This is a genomic window from Idiomarina sp. UBA3176, assembly GCF_002364295.1.
In the GTDB taxonomy this organism is placed as follows: Bacteria; Pseudomonadota; Gammaproteobacteria; order Enterobacterales; family Alteromonadaceae; genus Idiomarina; species Idiomarina loihiensis.
This window is the reverse complement of the sequence record NZ_DEXU01000017.1, coordinates 14,278-34,120: the sequence shown is the minus strand read 5'-3', so window position 1 is coordinate 34,120 and position 19,843 is coordinate 14,278. Positions and strand designations below refer to the sequence as shown.

The 19,843-nt window shown below is 45.8% G+C and carries 23 protein-coding genes and 1 pseudogene; 21 read left to right on the top strand and 3 right to left on the bottom strand.

Going from position 1 to position 19,843, the window contains the following annotated elements:
* The first annotated feature begins 28 nt into the window (after window positions 1–28).
* Genes fadD through B2U97_RS06555 form a run of 5 tightly spaced genes read left to right on the top strand, consistent with a single transcriptional unit; the run spans window position 29 to window position 4,621 of the window.
* Window positions 29–1,699 carry a long-chain-fatty-acid--CoA ligase FadD gene (gene fadD / locus B2U97_RS06575; RefSeq protein WP_273024987.1) on the top strand — a complete coding sequence of 557 codons (1,671 nt, stop codon included), beginning with the start codon at window positions 29–31 and terminating at the stop codon, window positions 1,697–1,699.
* Window positions 1,696–2,868 (top strand): ribonuclease D, encoded by a 1,173-nt coding sequence (gene rnd, locus B2U97_RS06570; RefSeq protein ID WP_286830370.1) that lies wholly within the window; start codon window positions 1,696–1,698, stop codon window positions 2,866–2,868. Before fadD ends, rnd begins: the two co-directional genes overlap by 4 nt.
* A gap of 20 nt (window positions 2,869–2,888) precedes the next feature.
* A complete protein-coding gene (locus B2U97_RS06565; protein ID WP_286830368.1) occupies window positions 2,889–3,149 on the top strand; it encodes a YcgL domain-containing protein in 261 nt (86 codons plus the stop codon).
* Complete coding sequence (locus B2U97_RS06560; protein WP_286830366.1) at window positions 3,136–4,173, top strand: lytic murein transglycosylase; 1,038 nt, start codon at window positions 3,136–3,138, stop codon at window positions 4,171–4,173. The genes B2U97_RS06565 and B2U97_RS06560 overlap by 14 nt, the downstream gene beginning before the upstream one ends.
* A gap of 4 nt (window positions 4,174–4,177) precedes the next feature.
* On the top strand, window positions 4,178–4,621 hold the full coding sequence (locus tag B2U97_RS06555; protein ID WP_370543308.1) for a YcgN family cysteine cluster protein: 444 nt from the start codon (window positions 4,178–4,180) through the stop codon (window positions 4,619–4,621).
* A gap of 18 nt (window positions 4,622–4,639) precedes the next feature.
* Here the strand turns inward: B2U97_RS06555 and dsbB are convergent, their stop codons facing one another.
* Window positions 4,640–5,185, bottom strand: coding sequence for a disulfide bond formation protein DsbB (gene dsbB, locus B2U97_RS06550; protein ID WP_034822980.1), 546 nt, complete (start codon window positions 5,183–5,185; stop codon window positions 4,640–4,642).
* A gap of 143 nt (window positions 5,186–5,328) precedes the next feature.
* Here dsbB and fadR point away from each other — a divergent pair, with 143 nt between their 5' ends.
* From fadR to B2U97_RS06530, 4 genes are all read left to right on the top strand, one after another.
* Window positions 5,329–6,039: a fatty acid metabolism transcriptional regulator FadR gene (fadR, locus tag B2U97_RS06545; protein WP_034822978.1), complete on the top strand. Its 711-nt coding sequence runs from the start codon at window positions 5,329–5,331 to the stop codon at window positions 6,037–6,039.
* A 426-nt stretch (window positions 6,040–6,465) separates the two neighbouring features.
* On the top strand, window positions 6,466–7,506 hold the full coding sequence (locus tag B2U97_RS06540; protein ID WP_034822976.1) for an SIR2 family protein: 1,041 nt from the start codon (window positions 6,466–6,468) through the stop codon (window positions 7,504–7,506).
* Complete coding sequence (locus tag B2U97_RS06535) at window positions 7,503–9,281, top strand: ATP-binding protein (protein WP_034822975.1); 1,779 nt, start codon at window positions 7,503–7,505, stop codon at window positions 9,279–9,281. The genes B2U97_RS06540 and B2U97_RS06535 overlap by 4 nt, the downstream gene beginning before the upstream one ends.
* Before the next feature lie 104 nt (window positions 9,282–9,385).
* Window positions 9,386–10,075: a VIT1/CCC1 transporter family protein gene (locus tag B2U97_RS06530; RefSeq protein ID WP_034822974.1), complete on the top strand. Its 690-nt coding sequence runs from the start codon at window positions 9,386–9,388 to the stop codon at window positions 10,073–10,075.
* Between the two features lie 402 nt (window positions 10,076–10,477).
* Here B2U97_RS06530 and B2U97_RS06525 read toward each other — a convergent pair.
* Window positions 10,478–10,995: pseudogene (locus B2U97_RS06525) on the bottom strand (IS110 family transposase); the annotation flags it as partial.
* 183 nt (window positions 10,996–11,178) lie between these two features.
* Here B2U97_RS06525 and B2U97_RS06520 point away from each other — a divergent pair.
* The 12 genes from B2U97_RS06520 (at window position 11,179) to B2U97_RS06465 (ending at window position 17,303) form a co-directional block, all read left to right on the top strand.
* A complete protein-coding gene (locus tag B2U97_RS06520; RefSeq protein ID WP_051018810.1) occupies window positions 11,179–11,739 on the top strand; it encodes a hypothetical protein in 561 nt (186 codons plus the stop codon).
* Between the two features lie 140 nt (window positions 11,740–11,879).
* Window positions 11,880–12,668 carry a tetratricopeptide repeat protein gene (locus B2U97_RS06515; protein ID WP_051018808.1) on the top strand — a complete coding sequence of 263 codons (789 nt, stop codon included), beginning with the start codon at window positions 11,880–11,882 and terminating at the stop codon, window positions 12,666–12,668.
* 143 nt (window positions 12,669–12,811) lie between these two features.
* Window positions 12,812–13,066, top strand: coding sequence for a type II toxin-antitoxin system ParD family antitoxin (locus B2U97_RS06510; protein ID WP_034822973.1), 255 nt, complete (start codon window positions 12,812–12,814; stop codon window positions 13,064–13,066).
* Window positions 13,066–13,362: a type II toxin-antitoxin system RelE/ParE family toxin gene (locus tag B2U97_RS06505; protein WP_034822972.1), complete on the top strand. Its 297-nt coding sequence runs from the start codon at window positions 13,066–13,068 to the stop codon at window positions 13,360–13,362. Before B2U97_RS06510 ends, B2U97_RS06505 begins: the two co-directional genes overlap by 1 nt.
* A gap of 63 nt (window positions 13,363–13,425) precedes the next feature.
* On the top strand, window positions 13,426–13,773 hold the full coding sequence (locus B2U97_RS06500) for a DUF3024 domain-containing protein (RefSeq protein ID WP_034822971.1): 348 nt from the start codon (window positions 13,426–13,428) through the stop codon (window positions 13,771–13,773).
* Between the two features lie 58 nt (window positions 13,774–13,831).
* A complete protein-coding gene (locus B2U97_RS06495) occupies window positions 13,832–14,056 on the top strand; it encodes a DUF6429 family protein (protein ID WP_034822969.1) in 225 nt (74 codons plus the stop codon).
* Window positions 14,057–14,118: 62 nt separating this feature from the next.
* Complete coding sequence (locus B2U97_RS06490) at window positions 14,119–14,409, top strand: hypothetical protein (RefSeq protein ID WP_133493656.1); 291 nt, start codon at window positions 14,119–14,121, stop codon at window positions 14,407–14,409.
* A gap of 206 nt (window positions 14,410–14,615) precedes the next feature.
* On the top strand, window positions 14,616–14,960 hold the full coding sequence (locus B2U97_RS06485; protein ID WP_034822965.1) for a hypothetical protein: 345 nt from the start codon (window positions 14,616–14,618) through the stop codon (window positions 14,958–14,960).
* Window positions 14,961–15,087: 127 nt separating this feature from the next.
* Entirely contained in the window at window positions 15,088–15,684 is a 597-nt protein-coding gene (locus tag B2U97_RS06480; protein ID WP_034822963.1) for a DUF5610 domain-containing protein, read from the top strand.
* 178 nt (window positions 15,685–15,862) lie between these two features.
* On the top strand, window positions 15,863–16,183 hold the full coding sequence (locus B2U97_RS06475) for a hypothetical protein (RefSeq protein ID WP_034822961.1): 321 nt from the start codon (window positions 15,863–15,865) through the stop codon (window positions 16,181–16,183).
* Entirely contained in the window at window positions 16,180–16,494 is a 315-nt protein-coding gene (locus B2U97_RS06470) for a hypothetical protein (protein ID WP_034822959.1), read from the top strand. The genes B2U97_RS06475 and B2U97_RS06470 overlap by 4 nt, the downstream gene beginning before the upstream one ends.
* Window positions 16,495–16,535: 41 nt before the next feature.
* Window positions 16,536–17,303 carry a zinc-dependent peptidase gene (locus B2U97_RS06465; protein WP_034822957.1) on the top strand — a complete coding sequence of 256 codons (768 nt, stop codon included), beginning with the start codon at window positions 16,536–16,538 and terminating at the stop codon, window positions 17,301–17,303.
* 33 nt (window positions 17,304–17,336) lie between these two features.
* On the opposite strand, the gene B2U97_RS06460 is transcribed toward B2U97_RS06465, so the two are convergent.
* The gene (locus B2U97_RS06460) at window positions 17,337–19,697 is read right to left on the bottom strand and encodes a DUF748 domain-containing protein (protein ID WP_034822955.1); all 2,361 of its coding nucleotides are present in this window, start codon (window positions 19,695–19,697) and stop codon (window positions 17,337–17,339) included.
* Between the last annotated feature and the right edge of the window lie 146 nt (window positions 19,698–19,843).

Sequence of the window (19,843 nt, the reverse complement as noted above, 5' to 3'; positions counted from 1 at the left end):
CTATAAATAGTGAGAGGCGGAGCCTTTTATGGATAAAATTTGGTTGGAAAACTACCCAGCGGGAGTACCGGAAACAATTGACCCGGATCACTTTGCGTCGTTGGTTGATATACTTGAACAGTCCATTGAAAAGTACGGCGAGAAAACGGCTTTCGTAAACATGGACTCAGAAATGAGTTTCAAAGAACTGGGTCTGAAAACCCGCGACTTTGCCGCTTACTTGCACAGTACCGGCCTTAAAAAAGGCGACGCTGTTGCGGTTATGATGCCAAATTTGCTGCAATACCCTGTGGCGTTATTCGGTATTTTACAAGCCGGTATGACTGTAGTGAACGTCAACCCACTTTATACTCCGCGCGAGTTAAAGCATCAGCTGGTAGATTCTCAGGCAAAAGCTCTGGTTATTTTAGAAAACTTTGCTCAGACCTATGAAAAAATAAAAGAAGAAGCGCCGCTCGATTTAGTTATTACCACGCAAATTGGCGATCAGTTACCTTTGCTTAAACGCTATCTGGTTAACTTTGTGGTTAAGCATATAAAACGTATGGTGCCTTCTCATAAGCTAAAAGGCACGGTGAGTTTTAATCAGGCGCTGGCCAAAGGAACTATGGTTGACTATAAACGCCCTGAAGTGACCGGCGATGATATTGCCTTTTTGCAATACACCGGTGGAACAACGGGGGTGGCCAAAGGCGCTATGCTGTCGCACCGCAATATGGTTGCTAACCTCGAGCAAGTTTCCTCGGTTATTACTCCTATAATGAATGACGGCGAAGAGACCATTATTACTGCGTTGCCGCTTTATCATATCTTTGCGTTAACCGCGAACTGCCTTACCTTTATTAAGCACGGCGGCAAGAACGTCTTAATTACCAACCCGCGCGACATGCCGAATTTTGTGAAAGAGCTGAATAAGTATCCTTTCTCAATGATTTCAGGGGTTAACACGCTGTTTAATGGTCTGTTGAACACTAAAGGCTTTAAAGACGTTAACTTCTCTAATTTAAAAATTGCCCTGGGCGGCGGTATGGCGGTTCAGCGTGCAGTGGCCGAAGAGTGGGAGCGGGTAACCAAGTCTCGTTTGCTGGAAGGTTATGGTTTAACCGAGTGTTCTCCGGTGGTTACCGTTAACCCTTACGATATTGAACATTACACGGGCAGTATTGGTTTGCCGGTACCAAGTACCGACATGCGTATTGTTGACCCTGAAACGCGCGAAGAAGTGGCTTTAGGTGAACCGGGCGAGCTGGAAGTGAAAGGCCCGCAAGTTATGGTGGGTTACCTGAACCGTCCTGATGCGACAGCCGAATCAATTAAAGACGGCTGGTTTGCAACGGGGGACATGGCTACGGTTGATGAGCGTGGTTACTTCAAAATTGTGGATCGTAAAAAGGACATGATTTTGGTGTCGGGTTTTAATGTTTATCCGAACGAAATTGAAGACGTACTAGCTGACCATCCTAAAATTCTTGAGTCGGCAGCCATAGGCGTGCCGCACGAGTCGTCTGGTGAAGCGGTAAAAGTCTTCATTGTGGCAAAAGATAAATCACTGACCGAACGTGAAGTTATCGACTTTTCGCGCGAAAACCTGACCGGTTACAAAGTACCTAAACTGGTTGAGTTCCGTGATGAATTGCCTAAATCCAACGTCGGCAAAATAATTCGCCGTGAATTACGCGATGAAGAGGACGACGCTTGACTCTGCCGTTAGAATTACCCGAGTCGGTACAACAATACCGGCTCGTTACCACCACTGATGATTTACAATATCTCTGCCAGCAGGCCGTAAAATGCGGTTGGTTCGCTATTGACTCTGAGTTTGTGCGTGAACGCACTTACTACGCTCAGCTAGGCTTATTACAAATTCACGCTAACGGTACAACGGCTGTTATTGACCCGCTGGCGGATATTGATCTAGAGCCTTTATGGCAATTGATTTCCTGTGATGAAGTCGAAACCGTATTGCATGCCGGTGGCGAAGATATTGAACTGTTTTTTCAGCAAAGCAATGGCCGCCAACCCAAACAAATTTTTGATAGCCAGATAGCCGCCGGTTTTTGTGGCTTGGGTGACTCAATGGGCTATGCTCGCTTGGTCGATGCCTTATTTGACGGCGTTGAGCTGGACAAAAGCTTGTCACGCACCAACTGGCTTAAGCGTCCGTTAAGTGACGAACAATTGGACTATGCCGCTGCCGATGCCAGTTATCTGGCGATAATGTACCCGCACCTTAAAGCTTTGTGTGAAGAAAAAGGTGTGCTGGATATTGTGTACGAAGAGTCGCAAATTCAGGTGCGTAAACGCACACAAAGCTGGCCGGATGATCTGCTCTATTTGGGCGTAGGCAATGCCTGGCAGCTGAACCCGCGGCAATTGGCTGCGCTGAAAATTCTGACGCCCTGGCGTTTACACAAAGCGCGTGAGCGCGACATTCCGCTGGGCTTTATTGCCAAAGACGGTGTCTTGCTCGAGTTAGCCCGAAGAATGCCAAAAAATGACGACGAGCTAAGCCGCATTCCCGATTTAGCCCCCATGTCACGCAAGTATTCGGGGCGCGATATTATTCGCTGTATTCAGCAAGCCGAACAAGTGCCTGAGTCTGAATTTCCGCAAACGCTGGAACGTCTGGACGATATGGAAGGCTACAAGCCAACTTTTAAGGCCATTAAAAAGGCCGTTACGGAACTGGCTGAATCTTTACACATACCTGCGTCACTGGTGGCGTCACGCAAGCAAATTAATGATTTTATTAACTTTCATTGGCAATACTCAACGCAACAGCAGCAGCGTTTGCCGCAACCAGACTTAATGGTGGGTTGGCGTCAGCACGCAATTGGGGCAGAATTACAGGCTATAATTAGTAAGTAGCCCCATTCAGGAGAACTGCCATGCTGTGTGATGTTTATCGCAGCTCGAAAAAAGCCGATACCTATCTTTACCTGCCTCATGGTAACGAATTTACCGACGTGCCCGATGTGTTGTTGGGCCAGTTTGGTCGCGCCGAAAAAGTGCTGACAATTAACCTGGCCAACCGTGAACAGTTGGCGCGTTTAACGGTCGAAAAGTTACAACTGCATTTGCATAACGATGGTTTCTATTTGCAGTTACCACCGAAACGAGAGGAACTTCAAGTCAATGTTAATAAATAAAATAAAAGTGGCAGGGCTGGCTCTTTGTCTGGCTTCTTCATTTGCGCTTAGCGCACCGGTTTCTGCGTTTCAGGAAGCTGAGGATAATGCGAAGAAAGAGTCCAGCGAAGATGTGAACCAACAGTTTGCCACCTACGTTGAAGCTCTGAAAGCCGAAGCCATTGAAAGCGGCTATAAGCAGGACACACTGGATAAAGCGTTTGCCAAAGTTAAGTATTACGAGCGGGCAGTCGAGCTGGATAAAAACCAGCCGGAATTTAAGTTAACTCTGGATACTTACCTGCCACGTGCAGTACCGGACTGGAAAGCCGAAAAGGCACTGGAAAAGTACAACGAACACAAAGAGCTGCTGGAAAAAGTGGGCAAAGAGTACGGCGTGCAGCCGCGCTTTATTGTGGCGCTGTGGGGCATTGAAACCAACTTTGGTTCGTTCACTGGTGGTTTTGATGTGGTTTCTGCATTAACTACGCTGGCTTTTGATGGACGTCGCGAAGAGTTTTTCAAAAAGCAATTGTGGGAAGCCTTAACCATTATCGAAGACGGCCACATTGAACCGGAGCAAATGAAAGGATCATGGGCTGGCGCTATGGGTCAGACTCAGTTTATGCCCAGCTCTTTCATGAGCTACGCTGTAGACTATGACGGCGACGGTAAAAAAGACATTTGGGGTAGCTACCCGGACGTATTTGCGTCAGCCGCTAACTACTTAAGCTCTGTCGGCTGGAAAGACGACGTTACCTGGGGTCGCCAGGTACAACTACCTGAAGGTTTTGATGAGTCATTAGCCGGGCTGGACACTAAGAAAAAGCTGGGCGAGTGGGCTGACTTAGGCGTTACGCGTTTTGATGGCTCTGAGTTGCCATCGCGAGGCGATATTGACGCCTCAATAGTGATTCCTGACGACAAAGAAGGCCGTGTTTATCTGGCTTATGCCAACTACGACGCCTTAATGCGCTGGAACCGTTCACATTACTTTGTGGCTGCAGTGGGCTATTTGTCCGACCGCATTCGTTTTCCAAGGTAATGCCTTGTCGGTATTAATGAAATGGTATGAGCAGCCGCTGCATACGCTCAGCCATGCACAGTGGGAAGCCCTGTGCGACGGCTGTGGGCAGTGCTGCTTAAACCAATTGCAGGACGAAGAAGACCATCTTTATTCCACCAATGTTGCCTGTCGGTTATTAGACACCGACACCGCGTGTTGCAGTGACTACGTTCACCGAAGCCAGCGCGTACCCGAGTGCGTTACTTTAACCCCCGACAACCTCGACGATGTTTACTTTATGCCAGCCAGTTGCGCGTATCGGTTGCGGGCAGAAGGGCAGCCTTTGCCTGAATGGCATCCGTTAAGGCATGAGGGCAGTAAAGAGCCCATGAAAAAAGCCGGCTATCATGTAGCCGGCCATTGCGTTAGCGAGGCGAAGTTTAAGGGCGACCTGGAAGACCGAATAGTAACCTGGCCCTTGTCTTAGCCCTGGCATTAAAACGTATTATTTGTGGTAAAGCACCAGCCCGTCTTTTTTCGTGAACGACGAAATAATGTGGCAGATAGTCACAATAATACCGATGAGCAACAAGCCCGCAAAAATCACCGTCATCCAACCGGGCATACCTAACCCCAGCCATTGCCAGTCAATGTCACCGCATAACCCCGGCGCGGCAAATAACCCCGGCATCCATTCGTGCAGTGGAGCCCAGTCAGGAAAATTAGGCGCACTTTCACACACCGCAAAGAACGCGTTTTTCGAGGTTTGGAGATCCCAGTGATCGTAGGCAATTAATAAGCCCTGATAACTGCTGTAAAGCCAGCCAATTAAAGCCGCCCAGCGCGTTAACCAAAGCCCGGAACCAAACAGGCCGACAATAGCGGACAAGCCAATACCGACAACCGCCATACGTTGATAAACACACTTTACGCAGGGCTCTAAGTTAAGAACCATCTGGAAGTAAAGCGCGGCGCCCAACAGGCCTGAACACCCTAGAAATAACAGTAACCAGGCAAAAGGTTTGTTAGGCCACTGACCCACAGACAGCATGATGATTTTCCTTAAGAAACTGTAAAAACGTAGAAACCATACCCAAATAGCGTGGTGTTGTCGATATAAAGGCAGAAGTTATCTTGTCCGACCTCACACAAGGCTGCTAGAATCCTTTTATTAGTTAGTTCACAGGCGGGAATATGATAATAAAAGCTAAAAGTCCGGCGGGTTTTGCCGAGGAGTACATCGTAAAATCTATCTGGAACGGGCATTTTGCACCGGGCACTATTCTACCCGCTGAACGAGAACTGTCAGAACTCATTGGCGTAACGCGAACTACCCTGCGCGAAGTGCTGCAGCGTCTGGCACGCGACGGCTGGCTGACCATTCAGCACGGCAAGCCCACCAAAGTGAACAACTTTTGGGAAACCTCTGGCCTTAATATTCTGGAAACCCTCGCGCGTCTGGACGAAGACGGCATGCCGGAGCTAGTCGACCAGTTGTTGTCTGCCCGCACCAATATTAGCGCCATTTATATTCGCGCCGCCATTCGCCATAACCCCAAGCGAGTTCTGGAGCTACTGGAACCCACCAGCGAGCTGGAAGACAACAAAAAGACCTTTGCCGAGTTTGACTATCAGTTGAACCACGACCTGGCAATGGCCTCCGGCAACCCCATTTATGTGCTGGTACTGAACGGCTTTAAAGGCTTGTACGCACGCATTGGCCAGTATTACTTTTCATCGACAGAAGCTCGCCAGCTGGCCCGCGACTACTATGAAAACCTAATAGCCGTAACCCGTGAAGGCGACTACAACGAGTCCGTGAACCTGGTTCGCCGCTACGGCTACGAGTCCGCCGAAATTTGGCATAGCCTGCGTGGCGATATGCCGGATGATTTGGTGGGTTGATTAAGCTGGTTTCCCGGCTTTCTCGATAGAATTAAATTTAGTTTGTTAATTAAAACCTGATGGCTCTTTTTGAGTTGCCAGGCTTTTTTTTGTGCGCTTTGTTTCTAATGGGCCACAAGGAGCTCCCTTGTTTTCATCGATAGATATGGCTCGCTTTTGCCTGCTAAATTGCATGTTTTATTGTTGCTTTTAGTTTTTAACCCGTTTAGTGTCAATTACATACGTAAATTGTAAAGACTGATATTGTGCACTTTAAAATAGTTAAATGAGCACGCTTACTTTGTTTTTGCCTTTTACTGCTATTTTTTGGTGAAAATATTTTATTTATTAAATGATTGCGAAAGAAAATGCTGCCATTTAATGAATGACAAATTGCGCATGCACAATATATAAATGTTATACCTATTTTAAAGTTGAGAGGACATATTGGACGTTGACTCAGTAAAAAAGCATCTACAAGAGTTTTTTATACAAAGCCCTTTGGTACTCATTGGCTCGGGATTATCCTTGGGTGAAGGAATATCAGGAATGTGGCACCTTGCTCAGCATTTGAAAGAGGAAATCCCAAAGCTTGTTGAAGGGAAGCTGTTAGAAGAATGGAAGCAAGTAGAAGAACTAATTGATCAAGATGTAGGTTTTGAAGATGCTATGGCATCTTTAGAACAAGGAAGTGAATTGGTTCCCTTTATCGTTTCTGAAACTACCAAACTTATAGGTAAAGATGAAAAATCAATAATCGAAGATGTTGTTCTGCAAGAAAAGCAATTGTCATTTTCTCTTTTGTTAAATCAACTATTACATAATCAAAGTGAACTAATCATTGTTACGCCCAATTATGATCGCTTAATAGAGCTAGCCTGTGAGTCAGTTAGCCTGGATATAATCACTGGATTCAATGGTTGTTACTGTGGAATACATAATCCTGAAAGTGAAAAGGATAAAATTTCAGTCATCGAAAGGAAAAGGAATTTAAGAGGTGGTTCTGAAGTAAGGGTTTCGGTAAAGAAACATGCCAAAATATTTAAACCTCATGGAAGCCTAGATTGGTATGAAGTCAATGGTAGCATTATACGGTCATCTTACGAAATCAATGCCAGAAGATTAATTATTACTCCTGGAACAAGTAAGTTTAGAGAGGGATACCAACACCCTTTTGACTATCACCGGGAATTATCAAATAAGCATATTCAAGAAGCCAAATCGATATTGATTATTGGATACGGGTTTAATGATGAACAACTTGAGGTTCATTTGTTAAATAAGCTTCGCGAAGGTGTTCCTGCTTTAGTTATTACCAAGGTATTAACACCGAATGCTATTAGAATCTGCGGCAGTCTAAATAACGTCACTTTGGTTTCTGTTGGTGGTAATGATAACGAGACCAAAGTTAGAATTGATGGAGTTGAAACTCTGCACAATGAAAATTGGTGGTCACTTAAAGAATTTATAAATGGAGTTTTAAAATGACAACGCAAGATTATGTCGTATCAACAACAGATGAATGTTATATAGGGAGGGTGGCCAGTGTCGATACAAATCGTGCTCTTATATTAGCTGAGTCTCCAGAAGTTATTCAAACGCTTACCGTATCAGATCTAGTTGCTATTCAAGGCGCTACTCCGCAAGAATTTTTGATTGGTATTATTGAGAAAGTGAAGCGCAGTGTCGGTAATCCAATATTAATAGATCCAGAGATTGAAGATAGTGAAGAGGAAGATTTTGATGCTGTTATTGATCATGACGTTGTTCAAGTTGCGCTGATCGGTACATACTGGGAGGTTCTTGGAGATAGGCGTCAAATATTCAAGCGCGGGGCAAAGTACTTCCCAAGAGTAGATAAACGGGTTTATCTAATAAAAGAAGAAAGTCTTGAAAGTTTGATGTCAGTTGTTGCTAGTGACACTCCAGAGGACATTCAATTAGTACTTGGAACTTACGGGAACACTCAATCTAAAGCTGTTGCAAATGGCGACAAGCTTTTTCAGCGGCACGCTGCTCTTCTTGGTAGTACGGGGTCAGGGAAAAGCTGGACGGTAGCATCTCTGCTAGAGCAAGCAGCAAAATTAGAGCATACAAATATTATTCTTTTTGATCTTCATGGTGAATATAAAACTCTAACTGGAGAAGGTGTTGAAGATGGAAAAGAGCCAATAGCAGAATATTACAAAATAGCTGGGCCTGCTGACATTGAAAATAAAAATTCTAGCTCTGTATTTGTTCCACACTGGTTGCTTAACAAAGATGAAATGTTGGCTTTGCTTTTAGATCGATCTGATAATAACGCGCCGAATCAGTCATCTCGATTTACTCACCATGTCAGAGAGTTAAAGCAACAATACTTAGTTGATAATGATCTCAAAGGACTTGCTAATGGGTTAACGATTGATTCACCTATTCCATATCCAATTCGCGATCTTTTAGAACGACTTTCTGCCGATGATAATGGCATGAAATTAGGCGCAAATGGAAAGACTGAGGTGAAGGGTGATTGGAACGGTAAGTTAACAAGATTTATAGGTCGTTTAGAGACTAAAATAGAGGATAAGAGAAATTCGTTTTTGTTTGAATCTCCAGAGGGAGCAAATGAGTACGAATGGTTAGCTACTTATGCTAACCAATTTATGGAAACAAAAACGGACTCACTTGGCATAAAGGTTATAGACTTCTCAGAAGTGCCTTCTGACATATTACCAATAGTAATCGGCGTATTGACTAGATTTTTGTATAACGTACAATTTTGGCGAGCAGAAGAAGACCGAACTCCTATCACCTTTGTGTGCGATGAAGCACATATATATTTACCAACAAAAGATGTTAGCGATGGTGACTCAAAGATCGCTTTAGATACTTTTGAAAAAGTAGCTAAAGAAGGCAGAAAGTATGGTGTGTCGTTACTTGTTGTTAGTCAACGACCTTCAGATGTTAGTCGAACTATTTTGAGTCAATGTAACAACCTTATAGCATTGAGGTTAAGTAACCCACAAGATCAGCAGGTCGTCCACAAAATGATGCCTGATTCATTAAGTTCTCTTACATCTGTCTTACCTATATTAGATACTGGCGAGGCTGTTGTGCTAGGAGATGCGGTATTGTTGCCATCACGTATAAAGTTGAATAAGCCAAATTTAGAGCCCGCTAGTGCAACTAAAGACTTTTGGCGTGACTGGTCGAGCAAGGAATCTAAAAGTGACTCTATTGTTTTTGCAGTTGAATCATTACGCCGGCAATCGAGGCTACGATAGGTATAACAAGCGCATGTTGTCGGACTGGTTTTCCGCTGCGCTCCAAACCAGCCGCAAATGCGGGCGTTATGCTCTTCTGCTCACCTTTTTATTTGGAACTTCGCGTGAGACATTCTGAAAGACACAAAACAGAACGGATCGGCTGGCTTCGTGCTGCGGTTCTTGGTGCAAACGACGGGATTGTATCTACTGCGAGCTTGGTCCTGGGTGTGGCAGCAGCAGGGGCGGACTCCAAGGCTTTGTTGGTCGCAGGCGTTGCTGGTCTCGTTGCAGGCGCTATGTCGATGGCAGCGGGTGAGTACGTGTCAGTCAGCTCTCAAGCCGACACGGAGGGGGCCGACCTTGCGAGAGAGAGAGCCGAACTGGCTGATGCGCCTGAACAAGAGCATGCGGAGCTTGCCGAGATTTATGTCAGGCGCGGGTTAGACCGAGCGCTCGCAGACACCGTAGCAAGTCAACTGATGAAGCAGGATGCGATTGGGGCACATGCACGCGATGAACTTGGAATTTCAGAAGTCTCTACGGCCCGCCCAATTCAGGCTGCATTTGCGTCGGCAGGCACATTCTCGGTAGGTGCGGCCCTTCCCCTATGTGTCGTCCTGTTGTTTCCGGAGTGGTTGCTTATGTGGATAGTCCCCGGCAGTTCGTTGGTGTTCCTTGCCTTACTAGGCTCATTAGCAGCGAAAGTCGGCGGCGCTCCTGTTCTTAGGGCAGCCTCCCGGGTTACGTTTTGGGGTGCCTTGGCAATGGGTTTGACGGCTGGGGTCGGTGCGCTCTTCGGAGTGACCGTATGATTTGCTGGCGGTGCATTCTCTCGCCTAACAAAGCGCTGCTGTCGGACAAATTTTCCGCTGCGCTCCAAGTTTGCCGCAGAGCGCGGCGTTGGTATGACTCCCTTTGTCAACTCTGAACGCGTGCAGCCCTGGCTCTTTTCAACCATAATCAGTTCTTTCTATTCTCAAATAAATTGAGCTAACGCACCAGATGAGGCAGTAATGTCGTCGGTTGCTATGCTGGTATCCGTGGATTATTTATCTTGTGATAAACAGCGCCTACCTTACTCACTCCGCCGTAGCTCCTTCTCATCAGTCTATGCTCGTGGGTCAATAACGAATTAGGTTATTGCCATCATAACGCCGTCGTAGGTTGTGCCACGTCCGCGGCCTGATCCGAATGCGTTAGCTCAAACTCGTTTATCATGCGGGTACCCGACTTAATCGAAGCTTTGGATTAACTGGCGTGAGTACCACTTCTCTGGCAATGGCCCAGAGATAAGCTGCCATCTCCCTTGCTATGGCGGTGATGATAAGATTGTAATGTTTGCCTTTTTTATTCATACGTTGATAGCGCTTGCACAGCCTGAGCTGAGTTTTCCAGGCGATATCTACAATATCTTTGGGTAACCCTTCCTGGCTAAGTTGTAAGTCCTTCGACACGTTGGCGGGGTAGCGATAACTGTGCGCTCCTTCAACCAGTTCGCCGTGCCCTCATAATTAATATTTTTTCTGAGCAGCAGAGCTTTCAGTTGGTATTTCGCGTTCTTTAAGTCTTTCATCGCCGTTTCGCGAACCCGGGATAAATCACGGACGGCTTCGTCTTCAGGCACAGGCACACAAATCGGGGTGAGATCCTCTGAATTTAAAAGCTTCACCAACTTCAGCGCATCACGGCGGTCGGTTTTAAATCGCTCCCCGTTGCTCTTCACAATAGGCGACTTCGTGAAACTCTTTATGAGTATCCAACCCTAGAAAAATCATGCTATGTTTGTTCATGCTAGCCTCCAAATGATTTAGTCTTGAACAAACTAATTATGGCACTGGCTTTTAGCTAACCCAGGAAAATGCGGAGGCTAGCATTTGGCAGGGAGTCATTGTGTCTATACACAAAAGGAGATTCAGTGCATTTTCCACACTGGCAGCATTTTTTATCGTTAGAAAGAGATTTCATCGAAACGATTGAGTTTGTTGAGCTTAACCAATCAAATGATGGCGCTTTCTCGGTAGCATATACAAAGCTATTCCTAGCCATATGCTCGGAGATCGACGTTGTTGCCAAGCTGGTTTGCAAGAAAATAAATGCTTCATCGTCAGCAAGAAATATTGGTGATTATTGCTCGGAAATTATTGAAAAGTATCCATCATTTCATACAGTGGAGTGCATGATTCCTCGCTACGGCATCAATATTCAGCCTTGGGCAAGTTGGTCAGGCTCTAGCAACCCTTCTTGGTGGCAAGATCACAACAAGGTTAAGCATCAGCGCGATACTCATTCGACATTAGCAAATCAAAAAAACGTTAAAGAGTCGCTGTGCGGATTATTTTGTTTGCTCTTGTACTTGTATCAGCCGGAGCTGTACTCGGCAACATTAAATCCGCTTCCTGTACTTTTGGATTATGAGCGCATGCCGGGGCATTTATCGGTAAACCCGGGGGCGGTTCTCCCCGATATACCAAGGTAAATGCGTGTATAACAAAGTTATCAACCCGACCTCCACTGCGTTGCTTCGTTTGCGCTTAAACGCTACGCTAGCGCAAACAAACCAACTCCGTTTAGGCGGGTTATAACGGCGCTAGCAGCGCAAGAATCGAAGAGAATCGTATGATCAAGTTACACAATATTGGCGATGATGAGTGGGTTTTTGAGGACAGCCTAGTTGATTTCTCTGTGCATGAGAGGTTAGATGATGCAATAGACCTGTGGCATTCAGGAAAGCCAGATAAAGCTGAAAGCTTAATCAAAGATATTATAGAGAAAAATCCCTATCACATAGATGCCTACCATCATGCATCAATGATATATGAGGAAAATGGGCTCGATTTTGAAGCTTACCTTTGCTGTAGAGAGGGCGTACGAATAGGTTTGTCTGCGGTTCCTGAAGAATTTTCATGGGCAACGTCAAAAATGGAATGGGGTCACCTTGAGAATCGTCCTTTTTTAAGGGCCTATCATAATCTCGGTCTTTGGTTGGAAAAACGAAATGAAGTCAATGAGGCCATTAAAGTGTATTCAAATATGCTTTCTGCATGCCCAAATGACAACATTGGGGTTAGGTATGTTTTGCCTAAGCTATGGATGGAAACTGGTGATTTTCTTTCTATTGTGCGTCTTAATAAAGAATATCCAGACGACTACTCTCCAGAACTCATGTATACGCATTCGTTAGCGTTAATTATGCTAGGTGAAATTGATCAAGCAAGAACACTACTTAATGATGCCAAGACTGCTTTTCCTCTGGTAGCAAAAGAACTAAAAAGGAAGCGTCACCCAAAGCCAAAATCGAGTTTCTCAGAGGGCATCATTGTCGGAGGCGCTGATCAAGCTTATGAATATTGGAAGCAATATGGCAAGTATTGGAGCAATTCAGAACAAGCCATGAGTCTGTTGTAAACCGTGAATAGGCAGCTAACAAAACCATTCAGCGGACGCGCCAAAGGTGCTCTGCGCTGATGGGTGGCAATAAATGAGGTATTGATTCAGTTTAAGAAAGCGGTATGATATTTTCATACTGCTCTTTTCGAGAGGCACTATCTATGAGCATGCACAGGAAAACAATCACGCTGACTGAGCAGCAGGACGACTGGGTGAAAACTCAGATTGAAAGCGGTCATTTTGGCAATGATAGTGAGTATATCCGCGATCTCATTCGAAGAGACCAGCAAGCCAAGGAACGTCTTGCCGCCCTAAGACAGGCACTTACTGATGGTGAGTTAAGCGGAAAACCTAAACCATTGGATATATCTTCTATCAAAGCGGCTGGGCGTAAACTGATGAAGGCGGCTGATTAGTGCTGAAGCTAAGCGTTACACCGAAGGCAGAATCTGACCTGACCGCGATTTGGCTGTACACCTACGAAGAGTGGGGAGCTGAGCAGGCTGATAAATACTTAGATCATCTTGAGGCAGGCATGAAACAGCTTCTTAGCCATCCGTTGCTTGGCGCTGACTATGCTCATGTACTTGTCGGCTATCGCAGATTGTACGTAGAGCATCATGCGGTTTTCTATCAAGTGTTGAAGTCAGAGGTGCTTATTGTTCGTGTTCTGCACGAAGACATGGATGCGCCCCAAAGGCTTTTGGATTAGCGGGCGTTGGTATGACTTCTTTCGCTAACTCTGAGCGAGTACAGTTCTGAACTGGAGGAATATATGGCTCTAACTGAATTTGAGGTCAAAAAAATAGAGAAAGCCGGAGAAGCATTTCTTGCTAAACACCGGCCACCGCCAAGTATAAGAAGTGATCTAGATATTGGTTGGCGCCTGGAAAAGCAATCTATTTATATTTTTGAAACTCGACCAGTTTGGAATAATCCATCTGAATATCAGAATTTGGATATCGCAAAATCTACCTTTGTTCGCAGTCAGGGTGTTTGGAAAATTTACTGGATGCGGAGTGATTTAAAGTGGCATGCCTACGAGCCTAAAAGCCAGGTAAAAACAATTGACCAAGTTTTTAAAGTTGTAAGTGAAGATGAGTTTTGTTGTTTTTTCGGATAAGCCGTATAGGAAACCGCTAAGTTCTCCATTAAACAAAGCCATCATTGGAGGATGATCTATGGCAATTGACGAAGATAAAATCGATGAGTCCGTTTTGGCTTTGCTATATCTAGCATTGCATGATGACAGTCGGGCTTGGAAGTCTTTTGACTGGGATGCAATGAACCGACTTCACGAAAAAGGACTCATTGGTAACCCGGTCGGTAAGGCAAAGTCTGTTGTGTTCACCGAGGAAGGATTAAAAGAGTCAGAGCGCTTGTTTCGGGAGTTGTTTACCACTTGATTACTAAATGTCCACTAAGTGTCCACCCGTATGTTCAAAGGTTATGAGTTAAGGAGCTATTATTGAATTCAATGGATCTTAAACGGGCGGAAAAACTGTCTTTCAACTTACTCATAGCATCCGTAGCGCTGGCCGTGCTTATTTTTCTAGTAGTAAGTTTGACTGGTGACGGTTGGGCTCAAATTGCTGGTTTTTTTATGGGATTTTGCGTTGGCGGCTTTTTGGCTGTAGTTCCTGCACTATATTCTGGTTATATTCTAATAAAAACGAATGCGAGTTCAGCTAACCTAAAGTCAGTTTTAGCACTCTCAGTTGTGTGGTTTATGACAGTATGCGCTTTATATGTCTTTTAGAAGATAACAAATTATGACAACCCTTATAACCGTAATTGCCGTTTTGCTACTCGCAGCAGTATTAAACTTCCGGAGGTTTTGGTGATTGTCAGGAAAATGGAAGAGAGGGATCTTGAAGCTGTAAGCGGCATCTGCCTTGCCTCGTTTCTTCAATCTGTAGCTGATAGCTTGTCTGATGAAGGCAACAAAAAGAAAAGGAGTATCGAATGGAGTATTTTTACTTACTAAGCTTATTAGGGCCGCTTTCATTAGTTGTTGTTCTTTTTATGCTTCGCTCATCGCGTTTAAATAATCCCGAACATGTTTTGCAAGAAACGGGAGATTCCGTACGGATTCTTCATACTCCTTTGGCCAGGGTCGTGCCGTCTCTGGGGAAACTCATTAACAAACACAAGGTAGCTCGTATTCAGAAAGCTGACAGAATTGTGACTGTTTTCAATCAGAGCTCAAATGCAATTGATATCACGCTGTCGAAAAAACATACCGACGTGGTGTTTAACCGAGCTGGCTCGTTATTTCCAAATGCTGAGAAAGTGGTTATTAATAGCTAGTAATGAGCATACTTGGGCTGGTCAATGCTGCTGTGGAAAAAGATTAAACTTTAACCAGTAGCTGCCGTTAACAAGTTACGGGCTATACTAAAATCAAGCTATAGCCGAACTTTTCAGGAGCAATATTATGTCAATTACTACAGGTAATAGCACCTCCGTAACGGGCTCTGGCAAGCAGAATAGCCCCGCAAAAACTGACGACAACCGCAACAGTATGAAAGAGATGGCAGCGCAGTCTAAGCAGGCAAACAATGCTGGCATTTTGCGCGCTCACGAGCGGGTATCTCTGAACAGTAATAATGATTCGCTCAGCTTATTGTACAAAACGGCGCTGGAAGGCATTAACGCTGAGCTGGAACCGGTAATGGGCAAAAATGCCACGCAGAAAATTTACGATTCCGGCGTTGATACTTCTCCCGAGGCCACGGCAGATCGCATTGTTTCTTTTGCGACCAATTTTTATGGTCGTTACAAGGAGATGAACCCGGGCGAATCGGAAGAAGACACTCTGAATAATTTCATGGAAGCTATTACTGGCGGTATTGAAAAAGGCTTTGATGACGCCAAAAATATTCTTACAGGCTTACAAGCATATGAAGGCGAAGTCGAAAGTGGTGTCGACAAAACCTACGATTTAGTAATGAAAGGCCTGGACAGTTTCCGCGAAAAAATGCTGGAACAGGCGACCAAGTCAGAAGAGTCTGATAGCGGCGCTGAGGACTAACCTCGGCGCTTTGCTCCCCCCGAATAGACGTCTGCTAAGTACTTTTGATGAGTTCAGCACCTAACCCTTGAATTGTTGATATAAAGAGTCATCAAGTTAAGTAAAGGTGCTGGCAATTTTTTAATTTCAACAGGTAAGATAGTTCCCTTCGACTCTATGGAATACAAAGGACAAACTTTTGGCTCCCCCTGATCACAACACAGATATTGTAGGAAAGTTTATTGATGTGTCTTTGTATCGGGAGCTTGCCGAGAAAATACCGGATAGAAACCTGGAAATTATTGAGCTAATTCTTCAGAAAGACAAAGAGCAGATTGCGAATGCATACAAGCCCTACCTTAATGGCATGGAGCTCAGCCCTTTTGCCGTCACCTTAGGCGATAACGTGCTTTTTACAAATTCTGTTGGTACTGTCTACTACGTTGATTTTGACTTTGGTGTTTTCGATATGGGTAGGTCTCTCGATGAGTTTGTCGTTGAATTAAAGAGTGGGCAATGAAACTGAGTATTGGAATAATCATCGCTATTTGCCTGGTGATATTGGGTCTATGGGCTGCCGATATTGCTAGTGATCGCGGCAATAAAGTAAAAATTACGGAAGCTGTCTCGGCATACAGCAACTGGGAATGTGGCTACCCTAATAAGTCGGGTTGCAGCGTTGTATTCGATGTTCCGGCCGGAACTGACCATGACGTTAAACGTATACGATACGGCAAAGACTTTATGGCCATTCAGATTAACCAGGACGGCCTAAGCGGCTGGGTGTTTTCAGGGAAAGGAGTGCAAACTATTGCGAAACCAAGTAGTTAATCAATTTCACTATTGCGTTTCTGTTCAACGCCGAGGACGCCATGTTTAAGCGATTACGCAATTGGTTTGAGAATAGACGCATTAGAAAAATGGGTTTCACGATAAGTGAGTGGGAGTCCGCGGTAGCTGACTGGCCGGTAATGGCTCGTTATCAAGGGGCGGAGCGCGATGCACTGCGAGATATGGCGTTCCGTTTTCTGGTTCGTAAAAACTTTGCATCAGGCGGGGATTTTCAGTTCACCGATGCGATGTGCCTAAAAATAGCGACCATGGCCTGCGTACCTGTTCTGCACCTTGGGTTAGATTGGTACGATCATTTATACACCATTATTCTTTACGAAGGGGACTTTGTTCCTAATCGTCCGTATCGTAGCGACGACGGCGTTGTTCACCCTCAAAGCCCGGGGTTAAGTGGGGAGGCATGGTTGCGTGGTCCGCTTATTTTATCGTGGCAGTCGGTATGTCAAACAGGGCCTCATGCTCGTCATGGAAAGGCTAGTAATGTCGTTATTCATGAGTTTGCCCACAAACTCGATATGTTGCGCGATGGTGCTAACGGTGCGCCGCCGATGCATCCGGATATGAAGCCCGGCGAATGGCACGATATTTTTTCTGCGGCCTGGGAGAGGTTGCAGAGTGATTCTATCCATCATAGGCCGTTACCGCTTGATGGCTATTCGTTAACCAGCCCGGCTGAATTTTTCGCGGTATGTAGCGAAACCTTTTTTGAAGATCCACAGAACATGAAAGAGCACATGCCCGAGGTTTACCGGTTATTATGTCAGTTCTACCGACAGCGTCCTTGCTGACGAATATTGCTGTGCTCCAACCACGTGAGCGGCTTAATCCGTTGTAACAGCTAGTTCCATGGCAATGCGTTCGCTTTCTACTGAATCGACTTCCTGAGGCTCTCTAATACGTACCCGATCAGCAGATATACCGCTCTTAGAATTGTTGACCAAAGCATCACGCACTGCCTCTGCACGTGCATTTGCGATAGCTTTGAGCTCCTCATCTGTAATCGACTGCGCTGCTATAACCTTTTCAGCTAAGTGGTTGCGATAGGCCAGAGCGTCGAATTTCTCTTCATTGGATGCTTCACTTGGTTTTTCAGTGAAGCGGTCCTTCAGGGCTTCGAGTTCTGTGTTCGGGTAATGAGAGGAGAATATTGCCTCCATAGCGGCCTGACTTGACTCGCTTGTCAGGCTTGGCTCCTCTACCTCGCTTCCTTCTTCCGCCAGACGTTGTCGTAAAACTTTCACCGCTTTATCTTCTTTCAGAGTAGGAGCATCGAAAGCCCGGTTGAATGGACCGGCTAGTTCGAGAGCCAGAGCAGGACGTTCATTGAGGGCCTCGCGAAGCTTAGCAATGCGCTCACGCTGGGGAGGGAGCAAATGGGTACGTCCCTCCGGAAACTCAACTTTACCCATTTCTTCTGAGTCCGCGCCCACAAGGTTAGCTAAAAAGCTGAAAGGTGCGGTAACGACAGACTTAATAGCGTCTCCAACGGCCTGTTGGATAACTTTGCCAAAGTCGAACTGCGGGTTGCCAACATCTCCACTTACCGGCAGATTTAGGTCAATGACACCGTCGCTGTCCTGCAGCAATGCAATGGCGAGGTCCAGGGGGAGATCCATTGCGTCGCTGGATTCCATTTTTTCGCCCAGTTTCAGGTCATGTAGCACCAAGTTATTCTGTCCGTCTAGCTTTTCCTCATTAACGGTGTAGTCGAGATCAAGATCCATCGTGCCGTCTGCTATTTTTCGGCCAGCGAAGTTCACGGTATAAGGAGAGTATTCAGGGATCTGAAGGTTACGGAATCTGACATTAACAGTCGTCTGGCGCGTTGGATGCCAGGCGTGAACGGTGCCGGTTACCTGTGCCAGGCCATACTCTGCAACTTCGCCTTCAAGCTTCACCCGTGCCGGCTCAGACGAATCGGAACTCAAAGTAGACACTTCTCCGCTTAGTGTGTGAATACTTGTAGAGAAGGGCAGCGGCAGAGAGTTATCGGAAAACTGAATGTCGCCGTCAGACAGCTCAACACCTTCTATAGTGATACCGAACGGTTTGGTTTCCTCGCTTTTACTCGTATCGTCTTTTGTGTCGGCCGGCGCATCAACGACAAGTTGTCCGAAGTTAGTGGTTTTGTCCTGGTTAATGACCACCCGACCGGACAAGCCTTTAACGACAATGGGCGCTGTTTCAATCTCGTTGTTTGCTATGTTCAAATCAAACTGTTCGGTTTTAAGGCTATCCCATCCAAGGAGAGTCTCGTCGTTAGAGGCTTCTTTGATGTTCAGTGTATTAATGCTGGCAGAGCCTTTAAAAGCAAAAGGTTGTTGTGCATTGGTACTCATTTTCCCATTCAGGGTCAGTGTTCCGTTTTCAAGCTGCACGTTCATAAATTGCTGCAGGTAAGGGGCTGCCTGCTTAAACGCCAACTCGTTAATTTCGGCATTTCCTTCCAGAGCTGGGCTCGGCAATAATTGAAAAGTTCCGTTGAAGGCGAGTTTACCGCCCTTTGTAAGCTGACCATTCAGGCGCAGCGGGAAGCTCGCGTCATTTTGTAGGGTGAAATCTTTTACGGAAAGGCCTATGTTCTGCAGAGCCAGTGACACCTGTTTGGGTTCGGCATCGTCAGCAGCTGTTACGTCTTTTAGATTGTCAGCAAAACGCAGAACACCGTTCTCCAACTTAAAGTCTCTGATGCGTAAGGCAGGCATTTCCGCAGGCTCTTCTTTCCCTGATTCTTTTTTCTCCGATTCCGGGCCAGAGCTATCGGCGGCAAGACGTGAGAAGCGCGTTTCACCTGAAGCAAAGCGTTCTTCCTGAATTATTAGCTTGTCTATTTGAATTGCTTCGAAAGTCCAGGTTTGGTCAATAATGCTCGACCATTCCAGGTTGACGAACAAATTGCCCCAGCCAAGTAACTGCCGGTCATCTTTGTCATTTAGCGCAACGCCATTCATTCTAAGCGTTAGTGTATACGGGTTGGTTTGCACCGACTCTATGCGCAACTCACGGCCAAAATCTTCTTTAGCCGTATTCACCGCAACGTACTGGATTACCCAGGGTAGGGCAAAAAAGCCCAGCAAGGTGTAGAGAATAATCAGTACCAACAGCCAGAACCGAACGCGACGCGGGGAGGCCCATTTTTCTCGCAGATAGTTGCCGAATTGACCAAGTGAGCTGCCGTGCATAATAGAGCCTCCGTTAAAGCGAGTAATAATGCACAGTGTAGCCGCCCGAGCGGCCAGCGTCACTTTCGTGTAACGTAAATTTTATTGCGGTACTCTTGCTGGCTATGGTGTAGTAAATAGTTGTGGAACCTAAGGACTGTCGAAGC

What these genes read in the sequence shown, in the direction of transcription:
- B2U97_RS06565 (WP_286830368.1), top strand. Translation starts at nt 2,889, where the DNA reads ATGCTGTGTGATGTTTATCGCAGCTCGAAAAAAGCCGATACCTATCTT.
- dsbB (WP_034822980.1), bottom strand. Translation starts at nt 5,185, where the DNA reads ATGCTGTCTGTGGGTCAGTGGCCTAACAAACCTTTTGCCTGGTTACTG.
- B2U97_RS06535 (WP_034822975.1), top strand. Translation starts at nt 7,503, where the DNA reads ATGACAACGCAAGATTATGTCGTATCAACAACAGATGAATGTTATATA.
- B2U97_RS06480 (WP_034822963.1), top strand. Translation starts at nt 15,088, where the DNA reads ATGTCAATTACTACAGGTAATAGCACCTCCGTAACGGGCTCTGGCAAG.
- B2U97_RS06495 (WP_034822969.1), top strand. Translation starts at nt 13,832, where the DNA reads ATGGCAATTGACGAAGATAAAATCGATGAGTCCGTTTTGGCTTTGCTA.
- B2U97_RS06560 (WP_286830366.1), top strand. Translation starts at nt 3,136, where the DNA reads ATGTTAATAAATAAAATAAAAGTGGCAGGGCTGGCTCTTTGTCTGGCT.
- B2U97_RS06460 (WP_034822955.1), bottom strand. Translation starts at nt 19,697, where the DNA reads ATGCACGGCAGCTCACTTGGTCAATTCGGCAACTATCTGCGAGAAAAA.
- B2U97_RS06500 (WP_034822971.1), top strand. Translation starts at nt 13,426, where the DNA reads ATGGCTCTAACTGAATTTGAGGTCAAAAAAATAGAGAAAGCCGGAGAA.
- B2U97_RS06470 (WP_034822959.1), top strand. Translation starts at nt 16,180, where the DNA reads ATGAAACTGAGTATTGGAATAATCATCGCTATTTGCCTGGTGATATTG.
- B2U97_RS06485 (WP_034822965.1), top strand. Translation starts at nt 14,616, where the DNA reads ATGGAGTATTTTTACTTACTAAGCTTATTAGGGCCGCTTTCATTAGTT.
- fadD (WP_273024987.1), top strand. Translation starts at nt 29, where the DNA reads ATGGATAAAATTTGGTTGGAAAACTACCCAGCGGGAGTACCGGAAACA.
- fadR (WP_034822978.1), top strand. Translation starts at nt 5,329, where the DNA reads ATGATAATAAAAGCTAAAAGTCCGGCGGGTTTTGCCGAGGAGTACATC.
- B2U97_RS06515 (WP_051018808.1), top strand. Translation starts at nt 11,880, where the DNA reads ATGATCAAGTTACACAATATTGGCGATGATGAGTGGGTTTTTGAGGAC.
- B2U97_RS06465 (WP_034822957.1), top strand. Translation starts at nt 16,536, where the DNA reads ATGTTTAAGCGATTACGCAATTGGTTTGAGAATAGACGCATTAGAAAA.
- B2U97_RS06510 (WP_034822973.1), top strand. Translation starts at nt 12,812, where the DNA reads ATGAGCATGCACAGGAAAACAATCACGCTGACTGAGCAGCAGGACGAC.